Consider the following 19805-nt stretch of genomic DNA (forward strand, 5'->3'; position numbering starts at 1 on the left):
CCATACTGCAAAAACACCGACCATTGATGGAGCTTGATGTCATGACCGCCGCCTGCCTGATGACCACTTACCAACCCTTGGCCTTGAGTTTCAGCAAGGGACTGGGCACACGCCTGTGGGATCAGGCCGGTCGTGAATACCTGGACGCGGTGGCGGGCGTGGCAGTGACCAACGTCGGTCACTCCCATCCGAAAATAGTCTCGGCCATCAGTGAACAGGCCGGGTTGCTGTTGCACACTTCCAACCTCTACAGCATCGACTGGCAACAGCGACTGGCGCAGAAACTGACGCAATTGGCAGGCATGGAGCGAGCGTTCTTCAACAACTCCGGTGCCGAAGCCAACGAGACGGCGCTGAAACTCGCTCGGTTGTATGGCTGGCAAAAAGGCATCGAACAACCGCTGGTGGTGGTCATGGAGAACGCCTTTCACGGCCGTACCCTGGGCACCTTGTCCGCCAGTGATGGCCCGGCCGTGCGCCTGGGCTTCAACGAGTTACCGGGGGACTTCGTCAAAGTGCCATTCGGTGATCTCAAGGCGCTGGACAAGGTGCAGCAAGCCCACGGCCCGCGCATCGTGGCGATCCTGATGGAACCGATTCAGGGTGAAAGCGGTGTCCAAATGGCCCCTCCCGGTTACCTGAAAGCCATTCGCGAACTCTGCACTCGGCGCTCGTGGTTGCTGATGCTCGACGAAATCCAGACCGGCATCGGCCGCACCGGCCAGTGGTTTGCCTTTCAGCACGAAGGCATCGTTCCGGACGTCATGACCTTGGCCAAAGGCCTGGGCAACGGCATTCCCATCGGCGCCTGCCTGGCCCGGGGCAAAGCCGCCGACCTCTTCACCCCCGGCAGTCACGGCAGCACCTTCGGCGGCAATCCACTGGCTTGCCGGGTCGGTTGCACCGTGCTGGAGATCATCGAAGAACAAGGGCTACTGGAAAACGCCAAGCTTCAGGGCGAGCGTTTGCTGGCCAGATTACGCATTGAATTGGCGGACGACCCGAACGTATTGGCGATCCGTGGACAGGGGTTAATGATCGGCATCGAACTCAAACAGCCGATTCGCGACCTGACCCTCATCGCCGCGCGGGATCACGGCTTGCTGATCAACGTGACACGGGGCAAAACCATTCGCTTGCTGCCGCCGCTGACGATTGATGAGCGGGAAGTGGAGATGATTGTCAGAGGGGTGTGTCGGGCACTGAAAGTCGCCTGACATCCCTAGACATCACGCAAACCTTTCGTAGGAGCTGCCGAAGGCTGCGATCTTTTGATCTTGATTTTGGCCGGAACTGAAATCGCTGAAGATCAAAAGATCGCAGCCTGCGGCAGCTCCTACAGGATTGGCGTTTCCGTCAGTGTAATTGGCTTGCCAGGGCTGGTTGTTCCTGTCCGCAAAGTAGCGATCGACTTGAGCAAGCGTTTCGCATTGGCTTTCGAACTTAAAAGGTAAGCGGTTTCATCACTTGCTTTGGGGGTGGCCGCAGAGCCTTTTCCAAAGTGATCGCTATCTGATTGTTGGACGGTTCGCATCGTGTTCTCCTCATCGAGCGGCACTCAGTATCCCTCGACTTCCCAAAAGACGTTTCCGTGATCGATGTAATCCCGATCCGATTAACACGCCATCCCCAGCGCTCAAATGCGCCAGGTGCGGGGTGGAGAATGGATAAAATCATTCATTTTCGCTCGGCTCACGAGTTGCCGTTTCGAACCGCTGAACCCATCGAACAGACGCTGATGCGCGGCAAACCCACTGGACTCTTCGCGCGTACGATAGCTGCCGGCCCAGTCGAGCAATGCAATCAACAACTCGTCATGCGCATCCCGCTGCGCCTCTCTTTGGCGAATATTGGCGACACATTCTTCATCATCAAGACACAGCCAGATCAGTGCTGTCGCCCGGGACAAGAGTTCGTTGATGATCCAGCCGTAAACGCCTTCGATCACCCAGCGCTCTTCACTGGCCACCACCCGTGCCATGCCCAACGCCTCGGCACGGGGGCGGGCGATGCTGTGTTCGTCGGACAACCAGTGAATCGAATCGAGATCGACCCACGGCACTTGCAGGTGCTCGGCCATTCGTTCGGCCAGCCAGCTTTTGCCAGAACCGGAGTTGCCGATGATCAGGGTTCGGGTGAAGTTCATGAGCGACACCGATCATGTAAGGGAGCCGTAATCCGAACAGAACGTGTGAACGATCAGCCTTCAGCCTTCAGCCTTCAGTCGTCATTCTCAGGTGCAACCATCCGCGTCTTCGGCGAACCGTCCGAGTTGTGCTGATAGATCTCCTGCGGCTGTCCTTTTTCATTAAAGAACACCTGCCCGATCCCTGCCGAATTCCACAACCGTTCCCCCGCTTCAGCATGTTCCGGGACATGCGGAACAATGCGCATGCGTCGGCGTTTGGTCAGCCAATTCAGTGGCGAGCGGGGCGAGTAGAGCCAGCGGTTGAGGCGATCGAACCACTCGAGCAGCGCCGGCGGGAACTCGTTTTTGATGCCGCTGCTGGTGATCTGCCAGATGCGCGGGCCGGCCTTGCGGTGTCGGATCAGTACTTCGTAGACGAAGGAATAATGCACATCGCCCGACAGCACCACGTAGTTACCGGGCGTGCGCGAGTGTCGGAAAATGTTCAGGATCACCTGGGCCGCGCCGCGATGGGCCATCCAGTTTTCGGCGTCCACCAGCAGGGGATAACCGCACCAACTGAAAACGCGCTGCACGGTTTCGATCAGTTTGACGCCGAAGATCGGAGCCGGCGAAACGATGATGGCCGAAGGGTGATCGAGCAGTTCCTGTTGCAGTTCGCTGAGGGCTTCCCAGTCCAGCAAACCCGAGGGCTGCTTGAGGTTCATCTCGCTGCGCCAGCGTCGGGTGCGGGTGTCGAGCACGACGATGGCCGGGCTCGTGGGCAGCACGTAATGCCAGTTCTGAAATCTCAGCAGTTCGTCAATCAACCCATCCTGAATGTCACTGTCGAGGTAGTGGTCATGCCCGGTCGCGCTCAATCCACCGGCCTTCTTCAGCACAGCGCCGAACGCATCCGGGTTGTTGCCCCAGCCCTGGCACAGCATATAAGCAATCAGCGCGTTGCCGATGATGCGCCTGGAGAACGGATGGCCGTAGGCCGTTTCCTCCCATTGCGCGGAAAGATTCCAGTCATCGGTAATATCGTGGTCGTCAAAAATCATCAGGCACGGCAGGTGAGCGAGTGCTCGGGCGACGCCTCCAAGGCCGGCCTTGAAGCCATCGATGCGCGTCTGCTCAAGCGCATAACGCTCACGTCTTGCAGGCGTCAGTGCCGGTGGTTGCGGGGCGATCAATGTCCAAGGTGTTGGCGACCAGACCAGCAGGTACATGGCCATGACTTCGGCGAACGTCACCAGATGGTTGTCGGCACTGCTGCTGGTGAAAATCGGCTTACGCGCCCCGCCGAAAAATCGCTCGCGCAGGGTTTCGTTGCTCTCCAGCGCCGGTAACAAATCCGCACGATGGTAGTAGCTGGCAGGGTGCTCGTAGAGTTTGGCGCTGTCGCTGACCACCGCGCCTTCGAGGTGCTCTTCGAACAGCCCCAAGCGCTTGATCAAGGCATGGATGGCTCGCAGCATCGGCCCTGCGACATCGTCGGCATAAACCTGATCGCCACTCATCATCAACAGCGCCGGACGTTTGTGTGCATCCGGCTCGGCCTCCAGCAAACGATCGACGCACAGCAAACCGTCCGGGGCCGGATGGTGAGGTTTGCGGCAGGAACCGTGCAGCAGATGATCGGCCCGTTTACGCAGGACGAAGTTTGGGCAACGGGCGTCGCCGTACAGCAAGTGCGGGGCCCAATCGGCGATGCCTGTGCCCGCGTCGTCAATCAGCAGGTCGTATTCGATTAACGTGTCGCAGGGCAGGGCGGCGTCCAGCGACACATCGATCAAATGAACAAAGGCCTGGGTGCCCACCGCAATGACCGTGCACTGACTCGCGTCGAGGTGGATGGCGTCGCGATCTTGCAGACGCAACGTCATCGTCAACGCCCGCGACCCCACCAGCCACATCACCAGCCGTGTGGGCTCCAGACGCCGCAACAGCGGCCCGACCAGGACAGGAGGCAGGGATTGATGATCGTCAGGCAGCGGCAAAGACATGGACATCCGGGTTTTTGGAACAGAGAAGCGCGGGATGATAACGCAGCTGAGGTCAATGAAATGCAAGTGGCTCGAATCTGACAGTCAAGGCAACAGCTCGCTGTCCGCCTTCATGACATCCGTCTCGCCATTGGCCACGAGCCAGCGAACCAGCTCTGTCACGGACACCGTGTGGCTACGCTCGATCCATCGCACCAGCGCCGGGCCATAGTGTTCCGTGTAGCGGCTGAGTACCAGATGGCGACAGTCCGCTGACAGGCGCAGGGTAATTTCCCGACAGTGCAGAGTGGCCGGGTCCTGCTGGATGACCCGTTGCTGCAGCATCAGGCTATTGCCTTCAGAAACCATCGGCCGGTGCTCCTGTGCATTGAGGTTTGGTTGTCTGCGCCGAGCCTTGTTTGCCATCGGCCACGTAGGCGGCACGATGCTCGGCGACCACGTTGCGTAACGCGCTGTAGTAGTCCGGCAGTTTTTGCAGGCTGTCGGTCAGCGGTAAGGCTTCTGCGCGGCCATCGACGAAGCCGCCGACCGTGCTGATAGTGGACAGCGTGTCCACGGTGTCGCTGTTGCTGCCAAACGGATCGACCACAAAACCGAGCACGCGGCCGACGGCGTCGCGGCTGTTGGACGTGCCGAGCAAAGGCAGTTCGACGATCGGACCGTTGCCGATGCCCCATACGCCAAACGTCTGGCCGAAGTCCGCGTCATGACGCGGGATGCCGGCCATGCCGGAGACGTCGATCAAGCCCACTACACCGACCGTAGTGTTGAGCACAAAGCGCCCCAGCGTATTGGCCGAGCGCATCGGGTTGCCTTGCAACAGGTCATTGATAAAGACCTTGGGCTCGCCGAAGTTCGCCACAAAGTTATGCACACCGGTCTGGAAAAAGTCCGGCGAGTAGCGATAGCCGCGAGCGACCGGCGCCATGGCGTAGTCATCGACCACCCGGTTAAACGCGAAGACCCCGCGATTGAACGGTTCCGCCGGGTCGTACACTGAATAGGCGATGTCGGCGCAACTCACATCGGTGGTGGACGGCGGCTGACTGCTGCAACCCGCCAGCCCTGCGGTCAGCACGGCAATCGAGGTGTTGCGGGTCAGCCAGGGAGCACATTTGAAAGGCAGCATGGACGCAAGTCTCGGGAGGAATTCGCCGAGATGCTGAGCCCCGCGCCTTGCGCAAAGATGTCTGGTTTATTGCGGCGCTGACGCTTTATTGCAGGATTGAAATATATGACGCGCTGCCGTGAATGGTTTTAGATGGCGGTTCCATTCGCCCCTTAAGTGACCTTCGGTGAACAGCCTTTTAATTGTGGACGACGACCTTGAAGTCCTCGATCTACTGAAAAAATTCTTCGTGCAGCACGGCTACAGCGTCGAGGTCGCCACCGACGGCGCGTCGCTGTGGGCGGCCATCGAGCGCCAGCCGCCAGACCTGATCATTCTTGACGTGATGTTGCCGGGGGACAGCGGGCTGATCCTGTGCCAGCAACTGCGGATTCGCTACGCCATGCCGGTGATTATGCTCACCGCCATGGGTGAACTCAGTGACCGGGTGGTCGGCCTGGAGCTGGGAGCCGATGATTACCTGACCAAACCCTTCGACGCCCGTGAACTGCTGGCCAGGGTGCGCGCTGTGTTGCGCCGCGTGGACGAGCGCCGTCCGGTATCGCAGGAACGGCCTCGTCCACTGATCGACTTCGCCGACTGGCACCTGGACGTCACTCGTCGTGAACTACGCTCGCCGGACAACGTGATGATTCCGCTGTCGGCCGGTGAGTTTGACTTGCTGCTGGTCTTCGTCGAACACCCGCAGCGCATTCTCACCCGCGAGCAATTGCTGGACCTGGCGCGCGGGCATTGTCACGAGGCGTTCGATCGCAGCATCGACGTTCAGGTCAGCCGCCTGCGGCGCAAACTCGAGTCCGACACCAAGCGCCCGGCGATGATTCGCACCGTGCGCAATGGCGGTTACCTGTTCACGCCCAGCGTGACGCGGCGATGAGCTGGTTGAAGCGGATTCGCCGGGATACGGTGGCGCGCTGGATCGCGTTGACGATCATCCTGGCCATGCTCATTTCATTGGCACTCAACGGGCTGTTTATCCAACTGGCCGGCGTCTGGGCGCGTCCGCCACTGACCGAAACCGGCCTGCTGGAAAAAGCCGCCGCCATCAGCCGCGTCATCGAGGCCGCGCCGGCGCCACTGCGCAACTCATTGGCGCAAGCTGCCGGCGAGAACGGCTTCACTGTCAGTTGGCACCCGGACCGGCACGATCTCAATCTGCCGACCGTGGAAGATCCGAAGTCCGACATCGGCTCGACCATCCTGCAGCCGATGCTCAGAGCCCCTGACCGGCGCATCGAAGCCTATGAGCCGGCCGACTGGACGGAGCACACGGCGGACGCGCATTACGCGCTGCTGATCGAGCTATCGGATTCGACATGGCTGATGTTCTCCGCACCCTCTCGCAGTTGGGGGCTCGACGAAACGCCACGCTACCTGATCGTGATCCTGCTGGTGCTGATCTCCACCGCCCTGGTCGCGCTGATCGCCACCCGGCGCCTCGCCACACCTTTGCAGCATTTTGCCGAAGGTGCCCGACGTTTCGGCGTGGACTTCCGCGCACCGCCCATCGAACCGCTGGGCCCGCAGGAAATCCGCCAGGCGATTCTCGCGTTCAATGCCATGCAGGCCCAGTTGCAACACTTCATTCGCGACCGCACGCAAATGCTCGCCGCCATCTCCCACGACCTGCGCGCACCCCTGACGCGGATGCGCTTGCGGGGCGAATTCATCGAAGACAGCGAGCAACAGCAGCGGTTGTTTCGTGATGTGGATGAAATGCAGGCGATGATCAACTCGGCGTTGGAGTTCTTTCGTGATGATGCCCGGCTTGAGCCGGCGACCCAGTTTGATCTGGCGGAACTGCTGCAAACGCTGCTGGATGATTACCGGGATCAGGGTGTCGAAATTGCTTTCAGCGGGCCGCTGCGGTGGGTGTATTTCGGGCGACCGTTGGGGCTTAAGCGGGTGATGACCAATCTGCTGGATAACGCGATCAAGTACGGGAGTGAGCCGGCGATTGAACTGATCCCCGGAGCTGGGGAGGTGAGGATCAACGTACTGGATCGTGGGCCGGGTATACCGGATGCCAGCCTTGAACAGGTTTTTGCACCGTTCTTCAGACTGGAAGGCTCGCGGAACAAAAGCACGGGGGGCGTTGGTTTGGGGTTATCGGCGGCGCGGGCGATTGTGCTGGAACACGGCGGCGAGCTGACACTGCGTAATCGGTCGAAGGGCGGGTTGGAGGCGTTGGTGGTGTTGCCGGTGCATCCAGGTTCAGAGCTGATCTCTCCGCATTTGCTTTGAACTGAGCGATTAAACGCCCCAAAAAATTGGGGCTAATCCAGATGCGAGCCAGTTACACACAACTCCTGTGGGAGCGGGCTTGCTCGCGAATGCGATATACCAGTCACCATCATCGTTGACTGACACACCGCTTTCGCGAGCAAGCCCGCTCCCACAGGTTTTTTCGGTCAGGCTTAAGATCGTGTGAACCTAAGCCTCCCAGCCCGCCCCACTGACCGCTGCCTGCGCCAGTGGATGCAAGTCTGCGCCCTGATGCTCCGTCTGCCAGGCCAGCAATTCCTTGCGCATGCCGGGCGTCCAGTACATCTGCAGATGATTACGCACGCCGAGCACGGCCTGTTGCTGGTCCGGTTCGCTGGCGAAGTACTGGGCGATCTGGTTGACCATTTTGATTAGATTTTCAGTGCTCATCGGCGCACCTCGGCTTTAGTGCCCCGTGCCTGGCGGCGTTCGTCGAGCAGTCGGTGCTGGTTGTCGCTGAACTCCTGATAGCGTTTTTGCCACTCGGAAGGGTGGTAGACGCGGCTGACTTCCACGGCCGTGACCTTGTACTCCGGACAGTTGGTGGCCCAGTCGGAGTTGTCGGTGGTGATCACGTTGGCTCCCGATTCAGGGAAGTGGAAAGTGGTGTACACCACGCCAGGGGCGACCCGTTCGGTGACCCGCGCACGCAGTACGGTCTGGCCGGCGCGGCTGCCGATGCCGACCCAGTCACCTTCGTTGATGCCACGGCTCTCGGCGTCGGTCGGGTGGATTTCCAGGCGGTCTTCGTCGTGCCAGGCAACGTTTTCGGTACGCCGGGTCTGAGCGCCGACGTTGTACTGGCTGAGGATGCGCCCGGTGGTCAGCAGCAGCGGATAGCGATTGTTGACCTTTTCCTCGGTGGGCACGTAGCCGGTGAGCATGAAACGCCCCTTGCCCCGCACGAATTCCTCGATGTGCATGGTCGGCGTGCCGTCCGGCGCCGCGGCGTTGCACGGCCATTGCAGGCTGCCGTGGCGATCCAGTTCGGCGTAGCTGACGTTGGTGAAGGTCGGCGTCAGGCTGGCGATTTCATCCATGATTTCCGATGGGTGCTGGTAGTTCATCGGGTAGCCCAGGGCGTTGGCCAGGGCCACCGTGCCTTCCCAGTCGGCCTTGCCGCCCAGAGGGTCCATGACCTTGCGCACCCGGGAGATGCGTCGCTCGGCGTTGGTGAACGTGCCGTCTTTTTCCAGGAACGAGCAGCCCGGCAGGAACACGTGGGCGAACTTGGCGGTTTCGTTGAGGAAAATGTCCTGCACCACGATGCATTCCATGGCGGACAGGGCTGCGGTGACGTGTTGGGTATTCGGGTCGCTCTGGGCGATGTCCTCGCCCTGGCAATACAGGCCCTTGAAGCTGCCGCTGAGGGCGGCTTCGAACATGTTGGGAATGCGCAGGCCCGGATCGGGTTGCAGGGTGACATTCCAGGCCTGTTCGAACTGCGTCCGTACCACCTCATTGGAGATGTGTCGGTAGCCAGGCAACTCGTGGGGGAAGGAACCCATGTCGCAGGAGCCCTGAACGTTGTTCTGCCCACGCAGCGGGTTCACGCCCACGCCTTCACGGCCGATGTTGCCAGTGGCCATGGCCAGGTTGGCGATGCCCATCACAGCAGTACTGCCCTGACTGTGTTCGGTGACGCCCAGACCGTAATAGATCGCGGCGTTGCCACCGGTTGCATACAGGCGGGCGGCGGCGCGGATGTCGGCAGGCTCTACGCCGCAGATGGCGCCGAGGACTTCCGGCGAGTTTTCCGCGCGGCTCACGAACTCGCTCCAGTGGGCGAAATCCGTTCCCTCGCAACGGGCGTCGATGAAGGCCTGATTGAGCAGGCCTTCGGTGACGATGACGTGGGCCAGGGCGTTGAGCATGGCGACGTTGGTGCCCGGACGCAGGGCCAGGTGCAGTTCGGCGCGGGCATGCACCGAATCCACCAGATCAATGCGTCGTGGATCGATGACGATCAGCCGTGCGCCTTCACGCAAGCGGCGTTTGAGCTGGGAGGCGAACACCGGGTGGGCGTCGCTGGGGTTGGCGCCCATCACCAGGATCACGTCAGCCTGCATCACCGAGTCGAAACTCTGGGTGCCGGCGGACTCGCCAAGGGTTTGTTTCAGGCCATAACCGGTCGGCGAATGGCAGACCCGCGCACAGGTGTCGACGTTGTTGTTGCCGAACGCGGCGCGCACCAGTTTTTGCACCAGGTAGGTTTCTTCGTTGGTGCAGCGGCTGGAGGTGATGCCACCAATGGAGTCGCGGCCGTATTTTTGCTGCAGTCGGCGGAATTCGCTGGCGGCGTAGGTCACCGCTTCATCCCAGCTGACTTCCTGCCAGGGATCGTTGATGTTTTTACGGATCATCGGTTTGGTGATGCGATCCGGGTGGGTGGCGTAGCCCCAGGCAAAGCGTCCTTTGACGCAGGAGTGGCCGTGGTTGGCCTGGCCATTCTTGTCTGGAACCATGCGCACCAGCTTGTCGCCTTTCATCTCGGCGCGGAACGAGCAGCCCACGCCGCAATAGGCACACGTGGTGATCACGCTGCGTTCAGGCTGACCCAGTTCGACCACGCTTTTTTCCATCAGGGTCGCGGTGGGGCAGGCTTGCACACAGGCGCCGCAGGACACGCATTCCGAGTCGAGGAAGTTCTCGCCACCGGCGGCCTCGACCCGGGATTCGAAACCGCGCCCGGTAATGGTCAGGGCAAACGTGCCCTGGGTTTCTTCGCAGGCACGCACGCAGCGGTTGCAGACGATGCACTTGCTTGGGTCGTAGTCGAAGTAAGGGTTGGAGGTGTCCTTCACGTCGGCCAGATGGTTGTCGCCTTCATAGCCGTAACGCACTTCTCGCAGGCCGACCTGACCGGCGACGGTTTGCAGCTCGCAGTTGCCGTTGGCCGAGCAGGTCAGGCAATCCAGCGGGTGATCGGAGATGTACAGCTCCATGACATTGCGGCGCAGAGTCGCGAGCTTCGGCGTCTGGGTGTGCACGCTCATGCCTTCGGTGACCGGCGTGGTGCAGGACGCCGGGTAGCCGCGCATGCCGTCGATTTCAACCAGGCACATGCGGCAGGAGCCAAAGGCTTCCAGGCTGTCGGTGGCGCACAGTTTGGGAATGGTGGTGCCCAGCAGCGCGGCGGCGCGCATCACCGAGGTGCCTTCGGGCACGCTGATGCTGCGGCCGTCGATGTTCAGGGTGACCTGCACCTCGCTGTCGCGGGCCGGGGTGCCAAGATCGATATCGGTGTTCGGGTCGAAGAGAGTGATCATTGGTCGGCCTCCGAAGATTGCAGACCGAAGTCGGCGGGGAAGTACTTGAGGGCGCTGGCTACCGGAAAAGAGACCATGCCGCCCAGCGCGCACAGCGAACCGTATTGCAGGGTGTCGCACAGGTCCTTGAGGATGATCACCTGCTCATCGCGACCGTTCTGGTCAGGTGCGGCCAGCAGACGGTCGATCACCTCCACGCCCCGGGTCGAGCCGATGCGGCATGGCGTGCATTTGCCACAGGATTCCTCGGCACAAAACTGCATGGCGAAGCGCGCCATGTGGGCCATGTCCAGGCTGTCGTCAGCCACCACCACACCACCGTGACCGAGCATCGCGCCCATGGCAGCAAACGCTTCGTAATCCAGCGGCGTGTCGAATTGCGACGGCGGCACCCACGTGCCGAGCGGGCCGCCCACCTGAGCGGCTTTCAGCGGTCGGCCACTCGCGGTACCACCGCCGTAGTCTTCCACCAATTCGCGCAGGGTCAGGCCAAAGGCCCGTTCCACCAGGCCGCCGTGACGAATATTGCCCGCCAGCTGGAAAGGCATGGTGCCCAGGGAACGGCCCATGCCGTAATCGCGATAGAACTGCGCGCCCTTGGCCAGAATCAGCGGCACCGAGGCCAGGGTCAGCACGTTGTGCACCAGCGTCGGCAGGCCAAACAAACCCTTCAAAGCGGGGATCGGCGGCTTGGCGCGGACAATCCCGCGCTTGCCTTCGAGCGAGTCCAGCAGCGCGGTTTCCTCACCGCAGATGTAAGCGCCAGCACCGACGCGCACTTCCATATCGAAGGCCTGGCCGCTGCCGCCGACATTGGCGCCGAGGTAACCGGCGGTCCGGGCGATGTCCAGCGCCGCGCGCAGGGTGGCCACGGCTTGTGGATATTCCGAGCGCACATAGATGTAGCCGTAACTGGCGCCGACGGTGATGCCGGCAATGGCCATGCCTTCGATCAGCAGGAAGGGGTCGCCTTCCATCAGCATACGGTCGGCGAAAGTGCCGGAGTCGCCTTCGTCGGCGTTGCACACAATGTATTTCTGCGCAGCCTGGGTGGCGCGCACCGTGCGCCATTTGATCCCGGCCGGGAACGCTGCGCCGCCACGGCCACGCAGGCCTGAATCGAACACCTCAGTCGCGGTCTGTTCGCCACCGATGGTAACGGCTCTTTTCAAACCCTCGAAACCGCCATTATCTCGGTAATCGTCGAGGTACAGCGGCCGGGTGATACCGGCACGGGCAAACAGCAGGCGTTGTTGCGTCTTCAGATAGGGCAACTCTTCCACCAGGCCCAAGGCCAGAGGATGAGAAGACGGCTCGCTTTGGAGCGATTCGAGCACAGACGGCACATCAGCAGCCGTTAACGGGCCGAAGCCGATACGGCCTTGCGGGCTGTCCACTTCCAGCAGCGGTTCCAGCCAGTACAGGCCGCGCGAGCTGGTGCGTTGCAACTCCAGGGGCACAACGCGTCCCCGGGCGTGGACGATAAGGGCCACCGCAACCTCTTCGGCACCCACGGCACGGGCCAGCGAATCACCGGACAGATAGAAAGTCGGCATCATGCATCCTCCCGGCAAGCATCAAGCAAAGCATCCAGACGCTCGGCGCTGAGCCGCGCATGCACCTGACCATCCAGCTCAAGGGCGGGCGAGCAGGCACAGGCGCCGAGGCAATACACCGGGCGCAGGCTGATGTTGCCGTCGGCACTGCTGCCGTGGTCGTCCAGTAGCAGGCGTTCGCGCAATTGCGCGGCGAGCTGTTCGGCACCGCGACTCTTGCAGGACTCGGCCCGGCACAGACGCAGGATATGCCGGGCCGGAGGCGCGGTGCGGAAGTCATGGTAAAAGCTGATCACCCCGCGAACCTCGGCCTGACTCAGGTTCAGCGCGTGGGCAATCTCGGGGATGGCGGCATCGGGGATATAACCGATGCCCTCCTGAATCTCATGAAGAATCGGCAACAGTGCACCCGCAGAGCCCTTGTGGCGCTCCAGCACGCTGTTGACCATAGGCAATTGCAACATCTCATCAGGCATTCAGCATTCCTCACGGTCACGGACAAACCAGAGGGTTGTCGGTCGTCCGAAAGTGTCGGCTGCGGCACTCACACCACGTCACGGTATCGTGGCAATTTCAGGCCGTTGGCCAGGGCACCCTGTGCGGGCATCTTGTTGTGCCCGGCGCGGTCTTCGCCGCACCTCTATAAGGGCATTAAGGCAGCTTGCCACGCTGCTTTTGATTCATCTGCACCAAAGCGACGTGTTCGGTTCTTTCTACGACCTTCTATTGAGTCTAGAAGAGTGCGGCCCGAGGCGTCGTCCCTGAATGGTCGGGGCCAGTTTCCAGCGCTTGTGCCAAGCTGATGGAGTGTTAATACGCCATCAGCTCAGGCAAACCTCAGGAAGCCCATGACATGAAGCCCACTCATGCATCGCACGTCCGTCGAGAATTCTACAAAGCAGTCGGGTTCTACTTTCGCGTTGTCTGGCCGATCTTTTCCATACTGCTTTTTCTGATCGTGCTGTTCGGCCTCATCATCAGCTATCTGGAGGGCTGGGATCCTTTTGACGGCATCTATTTCGGCTTCGTGACCGGTTTGACCATTGGCTATGGAGAACTCGTGCCGAAACTTGGCGTCTCGCGGGTTCTGGCGATTTTTCTGGGGTTCAACGGGGTGCTGATGACAGCGATATTTGCGGCGATCAGTGTTCGGGCGATTGAGGTTGCAGTGCGGGCGGCGGGGCAGGAAGAGCCGGATAAGCCGACGGCGTGAAGTCATGCTGGCGCATTTCCATATCAGCCAAAGCCCTACCCAGTACCAGTCGGTGTAAAAGGGGGGCCAAACTTGCCCTAACCCGATCATTCACTGAATATCTTTCAAGTAATCCTTAAGCGCGATGAGCGGGGCATCAAGATGCTCCATCGTCCGCGCATTGCTGAAATCAACTGCCAACCTGTTCAGCTCACGTCCAAGTGGCGTTTCAGCACCGCCTAAAGCTTCCATCGCCAAACCCAAACAGTGCGCCACTCTAAACTGGATCGCGTCGATATCGCCCCTGCGCACCAGCAACCCAAACACCTCCCGCTCATAATCACTCATGATCGGATCATCCCGCAGAATCGGACTTTCTCCTTCCCGCTCATAAGCCAGCTTGAGGGCGAAAAGGGCAACGGTTTCCAGTGGCAATTCCATTGTGTGAATCCTTGATTCGTTAGCGAGCGGTTTGGAGCTGTAGCACCGAAAAGACAAAATCAAAAGATCGCAGCCTTCGGCAGCTCCTACAGGGCAGCGGGGTTAGCTCACTTTTCTTTAGGCGAAAAAAAAGGCCTTGCAAAGCAAGACCTTTCTTAATTTTGGTGCCCCGAGGGAGACTCGAACTCCCACTTCTTGCGAAAACGGATTTTGAATCCGCCGCGTCTACCAATTCCGCCATCAGGGCTCAATGGCGGCGAAGTATAGAGATGAGATTACCGTCGGTCAATCAGGTACATAGAGAATTTTCACTATTTCGGCTAGACTTCCGGCCCCTGCTAGACGAACCCCATCATGCGCGTTGCTGACTTTACTTTCGAACTCCCTGATTCGCTGATCGCTCGCCATCCTTTGGCCGAGCGTCGCAACAGTCGCCTGTTGACCCTTGATGGGGTCAGCGGCGCCCTGGCGCACCGTCAATTCACTGATTTGCTCGAGCATTTGCGCCCGGGCGATTTGATGGTGTTCAACAATACCCGGGTGATTCCGGCGCGGCTGTTTGGCCAGAAGGCTTCCGGCGGCAAGCTGGAAATCCTGGTGGAGCGGGTGCTCGACAGTCATCGCGTGCTGGCCCATGTGCGCTCCAGCAAGTCGCCGAAGCCGGGTTCGAAGATCCTGATCGATGGCGGTGGCGAAGCCGAGATGCTGGCGCGTCACGATGCGTTGTTTGAGTTGGGGTTCGCCGAAGAGGTGTTGCCGCTGCTTGATCGCGTCGGTCACATGCCGTTGCCTCCTTATATAGACCGTCCGGATGAAGGCTCGGACCGCGAGCGTTATCAGACTGTCTACGCCGAACGTTTGGGCGCGGTAGCGGCGCCGACGGCGGGGCTGCATTTCGATCAGCCGCTGATGGAGGCGATTGCCGCCAAGGGCGTCGAGACCGCATTCGTGACCTTGCACGTCGGCGCGGGCACGTTCCAGCCGGTGCGCGTCGAGAAGATTGAAGACCACCACATGCACAGCGAGTGGCTGGAAGTCGGTCAGGACGTGGTCGATGCCGTCGAAGCCTGCCGCGCTCGCGGTGGTCGCGTGGTGGCGGTGGGGACGACCAGCGTGCGATCCCTGGAAAGTGCCGCGCGCGATGGCGTGCTCAAGCCGTTCAGTGGCGACACCGACATCTTTATCTACCCGGGCCGGCCGTTTCATGTGGTCGATGCCCTGGTCACCAACTTCCATTTGCCCGAATCCACGCTGTTGATGCTGGTTTCGGCGTTCGCCGGTTATCCCGAAGCCATGGCCGCTTATAAAGCCGCCGTCGAGCATGGTTACCGCTTTTTCAGCTACGGTGATGCGATGTTTATCACCCGTAATCCCGCACCACGTGGCCCTGAGGAAACAGAATGAGTCGCACCAGTCGCATGTCTTTTGAGCTTCTTGCCACCGACGGCAAGGCTCGTCGCGGTCGTTTGACCTTCCCGCGCGGTACCGTCGAGACCCCGGCGTTCATGCCGGTGGGCACGTACGGCACGGTCAAGGGCATGTTGCCGCGGGATATCACCGCCACGGGCGCGGAAATCATTCTGGGTAACACCTTCCACTTGTGGCTGCGTCCTGGCACCGAAGTGATCAAGAAGCACGGCGATCTGCACGATTTCATGCAGTGGAAAGGCCCGATTCTTACAGACTCAGGCGGTTTCCAGGTGTTCAGCCTGGGCGCGATGCGCAAGATCAAGGAGGAGGGCGTGACCTTCGCCTCTCCTGTTGACGGCGCCAAAGTGTTCATGGGCCCGGAAGAGTCGATGCAGGTCCAGCGCGATCTGGGCTCGGACATCGTGATGATTTTCGACGAATGCACCCCGTACCCGGCTGACGAAGACGTCGCGCGGGTATCGATGGAGCTGTCGTTGCGTTGGGCCAAGCGTTCGAAAGAAGCTCATGGCGACAACACGGCGGCGTTGTTCGGCATTGTTCAGGGCGGTATGCACCAGGATCTGCGCATGCGCTCCCTGGAAGGTCTCGACAATATCGGCTTCGACGGTCTGGCTATTGGCGGTCTGTCGGTGGGCGAGCCGAAACACGAGATGATCAAGGTGCTCGACTACCTGCCGGGTCAGATGCCGGCTGACAAACCTCGTTACCTTATGGGCGTTGGCAAACCGGAAGATCTGGTTGAGGGTGTGCGCCGCGGTGTGGACATGTTCGATTGCGTGATGCCAACCCGTAATGCCCGCAATGGGCATCTGTTCATTGATACAGGCGTGCTGAAGATCCGTAACGCGTTCCATCGCCATGATGATTCGCCGCTGGATCCGACCTGCGATTGCTACACCTGCCAGAACTTCTCCCGTGCTTATCTGCACCATCTGGACAAGTGTGGCGAAATGCTGGGTAGCATGTTGAATACCATCCACAATTTGCGCCATTACCAGGTGCTTATGGCTGGTTTGCGCGAGGCTATTCAACAGGGTACATTGGCCGCCTTTGTCGATGCCTTCTACGCCAAACGCGGGTTACCTGTTCCGCCTTTGGACTGAGTTTTCTGACCCCAAGATTCAACATTTGCAACTGGAGTGCTAAATGAGCTTTTTTATCTCTAACGCCATGGCTGACGCTGCTGCACCTGCTGCAGGCCCAATGGGCGGCGGCTTTGAGTGGATTTTCCTGGTCGGTTTCCTGGTCATCTTCTACCTGATGATCTGGCGTCCACAGGCCAAGCGCGCCAAAGAGCAGAAGAACCTGCTGGGCAGCCTGCAGAAAGGCGACGAAGTTGTGACCACCGGTGGTATCGCCGGCAAGATCACTAAAGTGGCAGACGATTTCGTTGTTCTGGAAGTTTCCGACACCATCGAAATGAAATTCCAGAAAGGCGCCATCGCCGCCACGCTGCCAAAAGGCACGCTGAAAGCGATCTAAGTTTCAACTTCTACTCAATCGACGGGGCGCGCAAGGCGCCCCGCGTCATAAGCGGGCGGCGTGATGCTGAACAAATACCCTCTGTGGAAATACATTCTGATCCTGGCGGTGCTGGCGGTCGGTCTGATTTATTCCGCTCCCAATCTATATCCTGATGACCCGGCCATTCAGGTCAGCGGTGCAAGCACTGCGCTGCAAGTCAATCAGGCTGATCTGGATCGTGTGAGCGCAGCGCTCAAGGAATCCGGGATCAACGTCAAGGCTGCCACCCTGGCAGCAAACGGCAAGGGCGGTTTGATTCGTCTGACCAAGGCTGAAGATCAGCTACCTGCCAAGGACGTCGTGCGCAAGGCATTGGGTGATGACTACGTCGTTGCACTGAACCTGGCACAAACCACCCCGCAATGGCTGCGCAGCCTGGCCGCGCACCCGATGAAGCTGGGTCTGGACTTGTCCGGTGGTGTGCACTTCCTGCTCGAAGTGGACATGGACAAAGCGCTCGATGCGCGCCTGAAAGTCTACGAAGGCGACGTCAAGAGCCTGTTGCGTAAAGAGAAACTGCGCTATCGCAGCCTGCCGCAACTCAACGGTGCCATTCAGCTGGGCTTCACTGATGAAGCAGCCCGCGAACAAGCCCGTACGCTGATCCGCAAGAGCTTCAACGATTTCGACATTGTTCCGGCCGACCTCAATGGCCAACCGGTGCTGCGTCTGGCGATGACCCCGGCCAAGCTGGCGGAAATCCGTGAATACTCCATCAAGCAGAACTTGACCACGGTACGTAACCGCGTCAACGAGCTGGGTGTTGCCGAGCCAATCGTCCAGCGTCAGGGCGCCAACCGCATCGTGGTTGAGCTGCCAGGCGTGCAGGACACCGCCGAAGCCAAGCGTATCCTCGGCAAGACGGCCAACCTTGAGTTCCGTCTGGCCGCTGAGCCTGGCGCTTCGAAAGCCACTTCCGAAACCTTCGAGTTCCGTGAAGGCAAGCGTCCGCCAGCACAGATCGAGCGTGGCCTGATCATCACTGGCGACCAGGTGACTGACGCCAAGGCTGGCTTCGGCGAGCACGGCACACCAGAAGTGAACATCCGTCTGGATGGCCACGGTGGCGAGCTGATGAGTCGTGCGACTCGCAGCAACGTCGGTCGCAGCATGGCGGTGATCTTTATCGAGCAGCGTCCGGTTACGACTTACGTCAAGCAAGTGGTTAACGGCGTCGAGAAAGACGTGCCGGTTCAGACGTTCAAGGAAGAGAAGAAGATCATCAGCCTGGCGACCATTCAGTCGCCGCTGGGTGCTCAGTTCCGCATCACTGGCCTGAACGGTCAGGGCGAGTCGTCCGAACTGGCGCTGCTGCTGCGTGCCGGTGGTCTGGCTGCACCGATGTACTTCGCTGAAGAGCGCACCATTGGCCCGAGCCTGGGTGCCGACAACATCGTCAAGGGTATCGATGCATCGCTGTGGGGCATGCTGTTTGTCTCGCTGTTCATCATGGCCATCTACCGTTTCTTCGGCATCATCGCCACCGTCGCGCTGGCGGTGAACATGGTGCTGCTGCTGGCCTTGATGTCGCTGCTGGGTGCAACGCTGACCCTGCCGGGTATCGCCGGTATCGTATTGACCATGGGTATGGCGGTCGACGCCAACGTTCTGATTTTCTCGCGGATTCGTGAAGAGATCGCGGCGGGCATGACCGTACAACGGGCAATCAACGAAGGCTTCGGCCGGGCATTCACCGCGATTCTCGACGCCAACCTGACAACCTTGTTGGTCGGCGGGATTCTCTTTGCGATGGGCACCGGCCCGGTCAAAGGTTTCGCAGTGACCATGTCCCTCGGGATCTTTACCTCGATGTTCACGGCCATCATGGTGACCCGCGCGATGGTCAACCTGATCTTCGGCGGTCGTGACTTCAAGAAGTTGTGGATTTAAGGGGCTGCCATGTTACGTACAATCAACTTCATGGGCGTTCGCAACTTTGCGTTCGGCGTCACATTGTTCCTTACCGCGCTGGCTTTGTTCAGCGTCGCTACCAAGGGCATGAACTGGGGCCTGGACTTCACCGGCGGTACGCTCATCGAGCTGACCTACGAGCGTCCGGCCGATGTCACCAAGGTGCGTGAGCAGCTGGTTACATCCGGTTATCACGAGGCCATCGTGCAGAGCTTCGGTGCGACTACCGATTTGCTGGTGCGTATGCCGGGTGAAGACCCGCAGCTGGGTCATCAAGTGGCAGAAGCGCTGCTGAAAGTCGGCGGCGACAACCCGGCGACGGTCAAACGCGTCGAGTTCGTCGGCCCGCAGGTCGGTGAAGAGCTGCGCGACCAGGGCGGCCTCGGCATGCTGATGGCGCTGGGCGGCATCCTGATCTACCTGGCTTTCCGCTTTCAGTGGAAGTTTGCGGTCGGTGCCATCGTTTCGCTGATCCACGACGTGATCGTGACCATCGGTATCCTGTCGTTCTTCCAGATCACCTTCGACCTGACGGTGTTGGCGGCGGTACTGGCGATCATTGGTTACTCGCTCAACGACACCATCGTGGTATTCGACCGGGTTCGTGAGAACTTCCGTGTGCTGCGCAAGGCGTCCTTGATCGAGAACATCAACATCTCGACTACCCAGACCCTGCTGCGGACCATGGCAACGTCGATCTCCACGTTGCTGGCGATCGCGGCCCTGTTGTTCTTTGGTGGCGACAACCTGTTCGGCTTCTCCATCGCGCTGTTTATCGGTGTGTTGGCGGGTACTTACTCGTCGATCTACATCGCCAACGTCGTGCTGATCTGGCTGAACCTGAGCACTGAGGATCTGATTCCTGCAGTGGCTACCGATAAGGAAGTCGACGACCGCCCATAACGGCTATCGTTTTCCAGCTGTCGACCGAAAAGGCGCGAGTGTTGAAC

19 protein-coding genes and 1 tRNA gene are annotated in these 19805 nt (G+C 60.1%); 9 read left to right on the top strand and 11 right to left on the bottom strand.

The features are described 5' to 3' along the window. Positions 1 to 41: 41 nt before the first annotated feature. Positions 42 to 1217 carry an aspartate aminotransferase family protein gene (locus tag ASC74_RS18985; protein ID WP_056743156.1) on the top strand — a complete coding sequence of 392 codons (1176 nt, stop codon included), beginning with the start codon at positions 42 to 44 and terminating at the stop codon, positions 1215 to 1217. A 119-nt stretch (positions 1218 to 1336) separates the two neighbouring features. Here the strand turns inward: ASC74_RS18985 and ASC74_RS31640 are convergent, their stop codons facing one another. The 5 genes from ASC74_RS31640 to ASC74_RS19010 all read right to left on the bottom strand — a co-directional run bounded on the left by ASC74_RS31640 (position 1337) and on the right by ASC74_RS19010 (position 5266). Next, on the bottom strand, positions 1337 to 1534 hold the full coding sequence (locus ASC74_RS31640; RefSeq protein WP_156400831.1) for a hypothetical protein: 198 nt from the start codon (positions 1532 to 1534) through the stop codon (positions 1337 to 1339). Between the two features lie 102 nt (positions 1535 to 1636). Beyond that, positions 1637 to 2146 (bottom strand): adenylate kinase, encoded by a 510-nt coding sequence (locus ASC74_RS18995; RefSeq protein WP_056743160.1) that lies wholly within the window; start codon positions 2144 to 2146, stop codon positions 1637 to 1639. Positions 2147 to 2220: 74 nt separating this feature from the next. After that, positions 2221 to 4143 carry an alkaline phosphatase D family protein gene (locus ASC74_RS19000; protein ID WP_056743162.1) on the bottom strand — a complete coding sequence of 641 codons (1923 nt, stop codon included), beginning with the start codon at positions 4141 to 4143 and terminating at the stop codon, positions 2221 to 2223. A gap of 78 nt (positions 4144 to 4221) precedes the next feature. Next, positions 4222 to 4485, bottom strand: coding sequence for a hypothetical protein (locus ASC74_RS19005; RefSeq protein ID WP_056743164.1), 264 nt, complete (start codon positions 4483 to 4485; stop codon positions 4222 to 4224). Next, positions 4475 to 5266, bottom strand: a complete 792-nt coding sequence (locus ASC74_RS19010; protein WP_056743166.1) for an MlaA family lipoprotein — start codon at positions 5264 to 5266, stop codon at positions 4475 to 4477. Before ASC74_RS19010 ends, ASC74_RS19005 begins: the two co-directional genes overlap by 11 nt. Before the next feature lie 166 nt (positions 5267 to 5432). On the opposite strand from ASC74_RS19010, the gene ASC74_RS19015 reads away from it, so the two are divergent. Together ASC74_RS19015 and ASC74_RS19020 are read left to right on the top strand one after the other, a co-directional pair. Further along, positions 5433 to 6143, top strand: a complete 711-nt coding sequence (locus tag ASC74_RS19015; protein WP_033061436.1) for a response regulator — start codon at positions 5433 to 5435, stop codon at positions 6141 to 6143. Continuing rightward, entirely contained in the window at positions 6140 to 7510 is a 1371-nt protein-coding gene (locus ASC74_RS19020) for a sensor histidine kinase (RefSeq protein ID WP_056743168.1), read from the top strand. Before ASC74_RS19015 ends, ASC74_RS19020 begins: the two co-directional genes overlap by 4 nt. Positions 7511 to 7699: 189 nt before the next feature. Here ASC74_RS19020 and ASC74_RS19025 read toward each other — a convergent pair whose 3' ends face one another. From ASC74_RS19025 to ASC74_RS19040, 4 genes are read right to left on the bottom strand one after another with little or no spacing between them, the layout of a single operon-like run. Beyond that, positions 7700 to 7921 carry a formate dehydrogenase subunit delta gene (locus tag ASC74_RS19025; protein ID WP_046045986.1) on the bottom strand — a complete coding sequence of 74 codons (222 nt, stop codon included), beginning with the start codon at positions 7919 to 7921 and terminating at the stop codon, positions 7700 to 7702. Continuing rightward, entirely contained in the window at positions 7918 to 10800 is a 2883-nt protein-coding gene (gene fdhF / locus ASC74_RS19030) for a formate dehydrogenase subunit alpha (protein ID WP_056743170.1), read from the bottom strand. The genes ASC74_RS19025 and fdhF overlap by 4 nt, the downstream gene beginning before the upstream one ends. Continuing rightward, positions 10797 to 12359 (bottom strand): formate dehydrogenase beta subunit, encoded by a 1563-nt coding sequence (locus ASC74_RS19035; RefSeq protein WP_082555849.1) that lies wholly within the window; start codon positions 12357 to 12359, stop codon positions 10797 to 10799. The genes fdhF and ASC74_RS19035 overlap by 4 nt, the downstream gene beginning before the upstream one ends. After that, the gene (locus ASC74_RS19040; RefSeq protein WP_056743172.1) at positions 12356 to 12832 is read right to left on the bottom strand and encodes a formate dehydrogenase subunit gamma; all 477 of its coding nucleotides are present in this window, start codon (positions 12830 to 12832) and stop codon (positions 12356 to 12358) included. Before ASC74_RS19040 ends, ASC74_RS19035 begins: the two co-directional genes overlap by 4 nt. A 377-nt stretch (positions 12833 to 13209) precedes the next feature. Between ASC74_RS19040 and ASC74_RS19045 the strand changes: the two genes are divergently transcribed. Next, entirely contained in the window at positions 13210 to 13569 is a 360-nt protein-coding gene (locus tag ASC74_RS19045) for a potassium channel family protein (protein ID WP_056743174.1), read from the top strand. 90 nt (positions 13570 to 13659) lie between these two features. Here ASC74_RS19045 and ASC74_RS19050 read toward each other — a convergent pair whose 3' ends face one another. Together ASC74_RS19050 and ASC74_RS19055 are read right to left on the bottom strand one after the other, a co-directional pair. After that, the gene (locus tag ASC74_RS19050; protein ID WP_056743176.1) at positions 13660 to 13989 is read right to left on the bottom strand and encodes a hypothetical protein; all 330 of its coding nucleotides are present in this window, start codon (positions 13987 to 13989) and stop codon (positions 13660 to 13662) included. A 162-nt stretch (positions 13990 to 14151) separates the two neighbouring features. Next, positions 14152 to 14236: transfer RNA gene (locus ASC74_RS19055), tRNA-Leu, on the bottom strand. 107 nt (positions 14237 to 14343) lie between these two features. Between ASC74_RS19055 and queA the strand changes: the two genes are divergently transcribed. The 5 genes from queA to secF all read left to right on the top strand — a co-directional run bounded on the left by queA (position 14344) and on the right by secF (position 19758). Continuing rightward, positions 14344 to 15393, top strand: coding sequence for a tRNA preQ1(34) S-adenosylmethionine ribosyltransferase-isomerase QueA (gene queA, locus ASC74_RS19060; RefSeq protein WP_046046021.1), 1050 nt, complete (start codon positions 14344 to 14346; stop codon positions 15391 to 15393). A 14-nt stretch (positions 15394 to 15407) separates the two neighbouring features. Further along, positions 15408 to 16523 (top strand): tRNA guanosine(34) transglycosylase Tgt, encoded by a 1116-nt coding sequence (tgt, locus tag ASC74_RS19065; protein ID WP_161990833.1) that lies wholly within the window; start codon positions 15408 to 15410, stop codon positions 16521 to 16523. Between the two features lie 43 nt (positions 16524 to 16566). Further along, positions 16567 to 16902 (top strand): preprotein translocase subunit YajC, encoded by a 336-nt coding sequence (yajC, locus tag ASC74_RS19070; RefSeq protein ID WP_046046023.1) that lies wholly within the window; start codon positions 16567 to 16569, stop codon positions 16900 to 16902. Between the two features lie 63 nt (positions 16903 to 16965). Then, positions 16966 to 18834, top strand: coding sequence for a protein translocase subunit SecD (gene secD / locus ASC74_RS19075; protein WP_056743181.1), 1869 nt, complete (start codon positions 16966 to 16968; stop codon positions 18832 to 18834). A 9-nt stretch (positions 18835 to 18843) separates the two neighbouring features. After that, a complete protein-coding gene (gene secF / locus ASC74_RS19080) occupies positions 18844 to 19758 on the top strand; it encodes a protein translocase subunit SecF (protein WP_056743183.1) in 915 nt (304 codons plus the stop codon). Positions 19759 to 19805 lie beyond the last annotated feature (47 nt).

It is taken from the genome of Pseudomonas sp. Root329 (genome assembly GCF_001424925.1).
GTDB lineage: Bacteria > Pseudomonadota > Gammaproteobacteria > Pseudomonadales > Pseudomonadaceae > Aquipseudomonas > Aquipseudomonas arabinosi.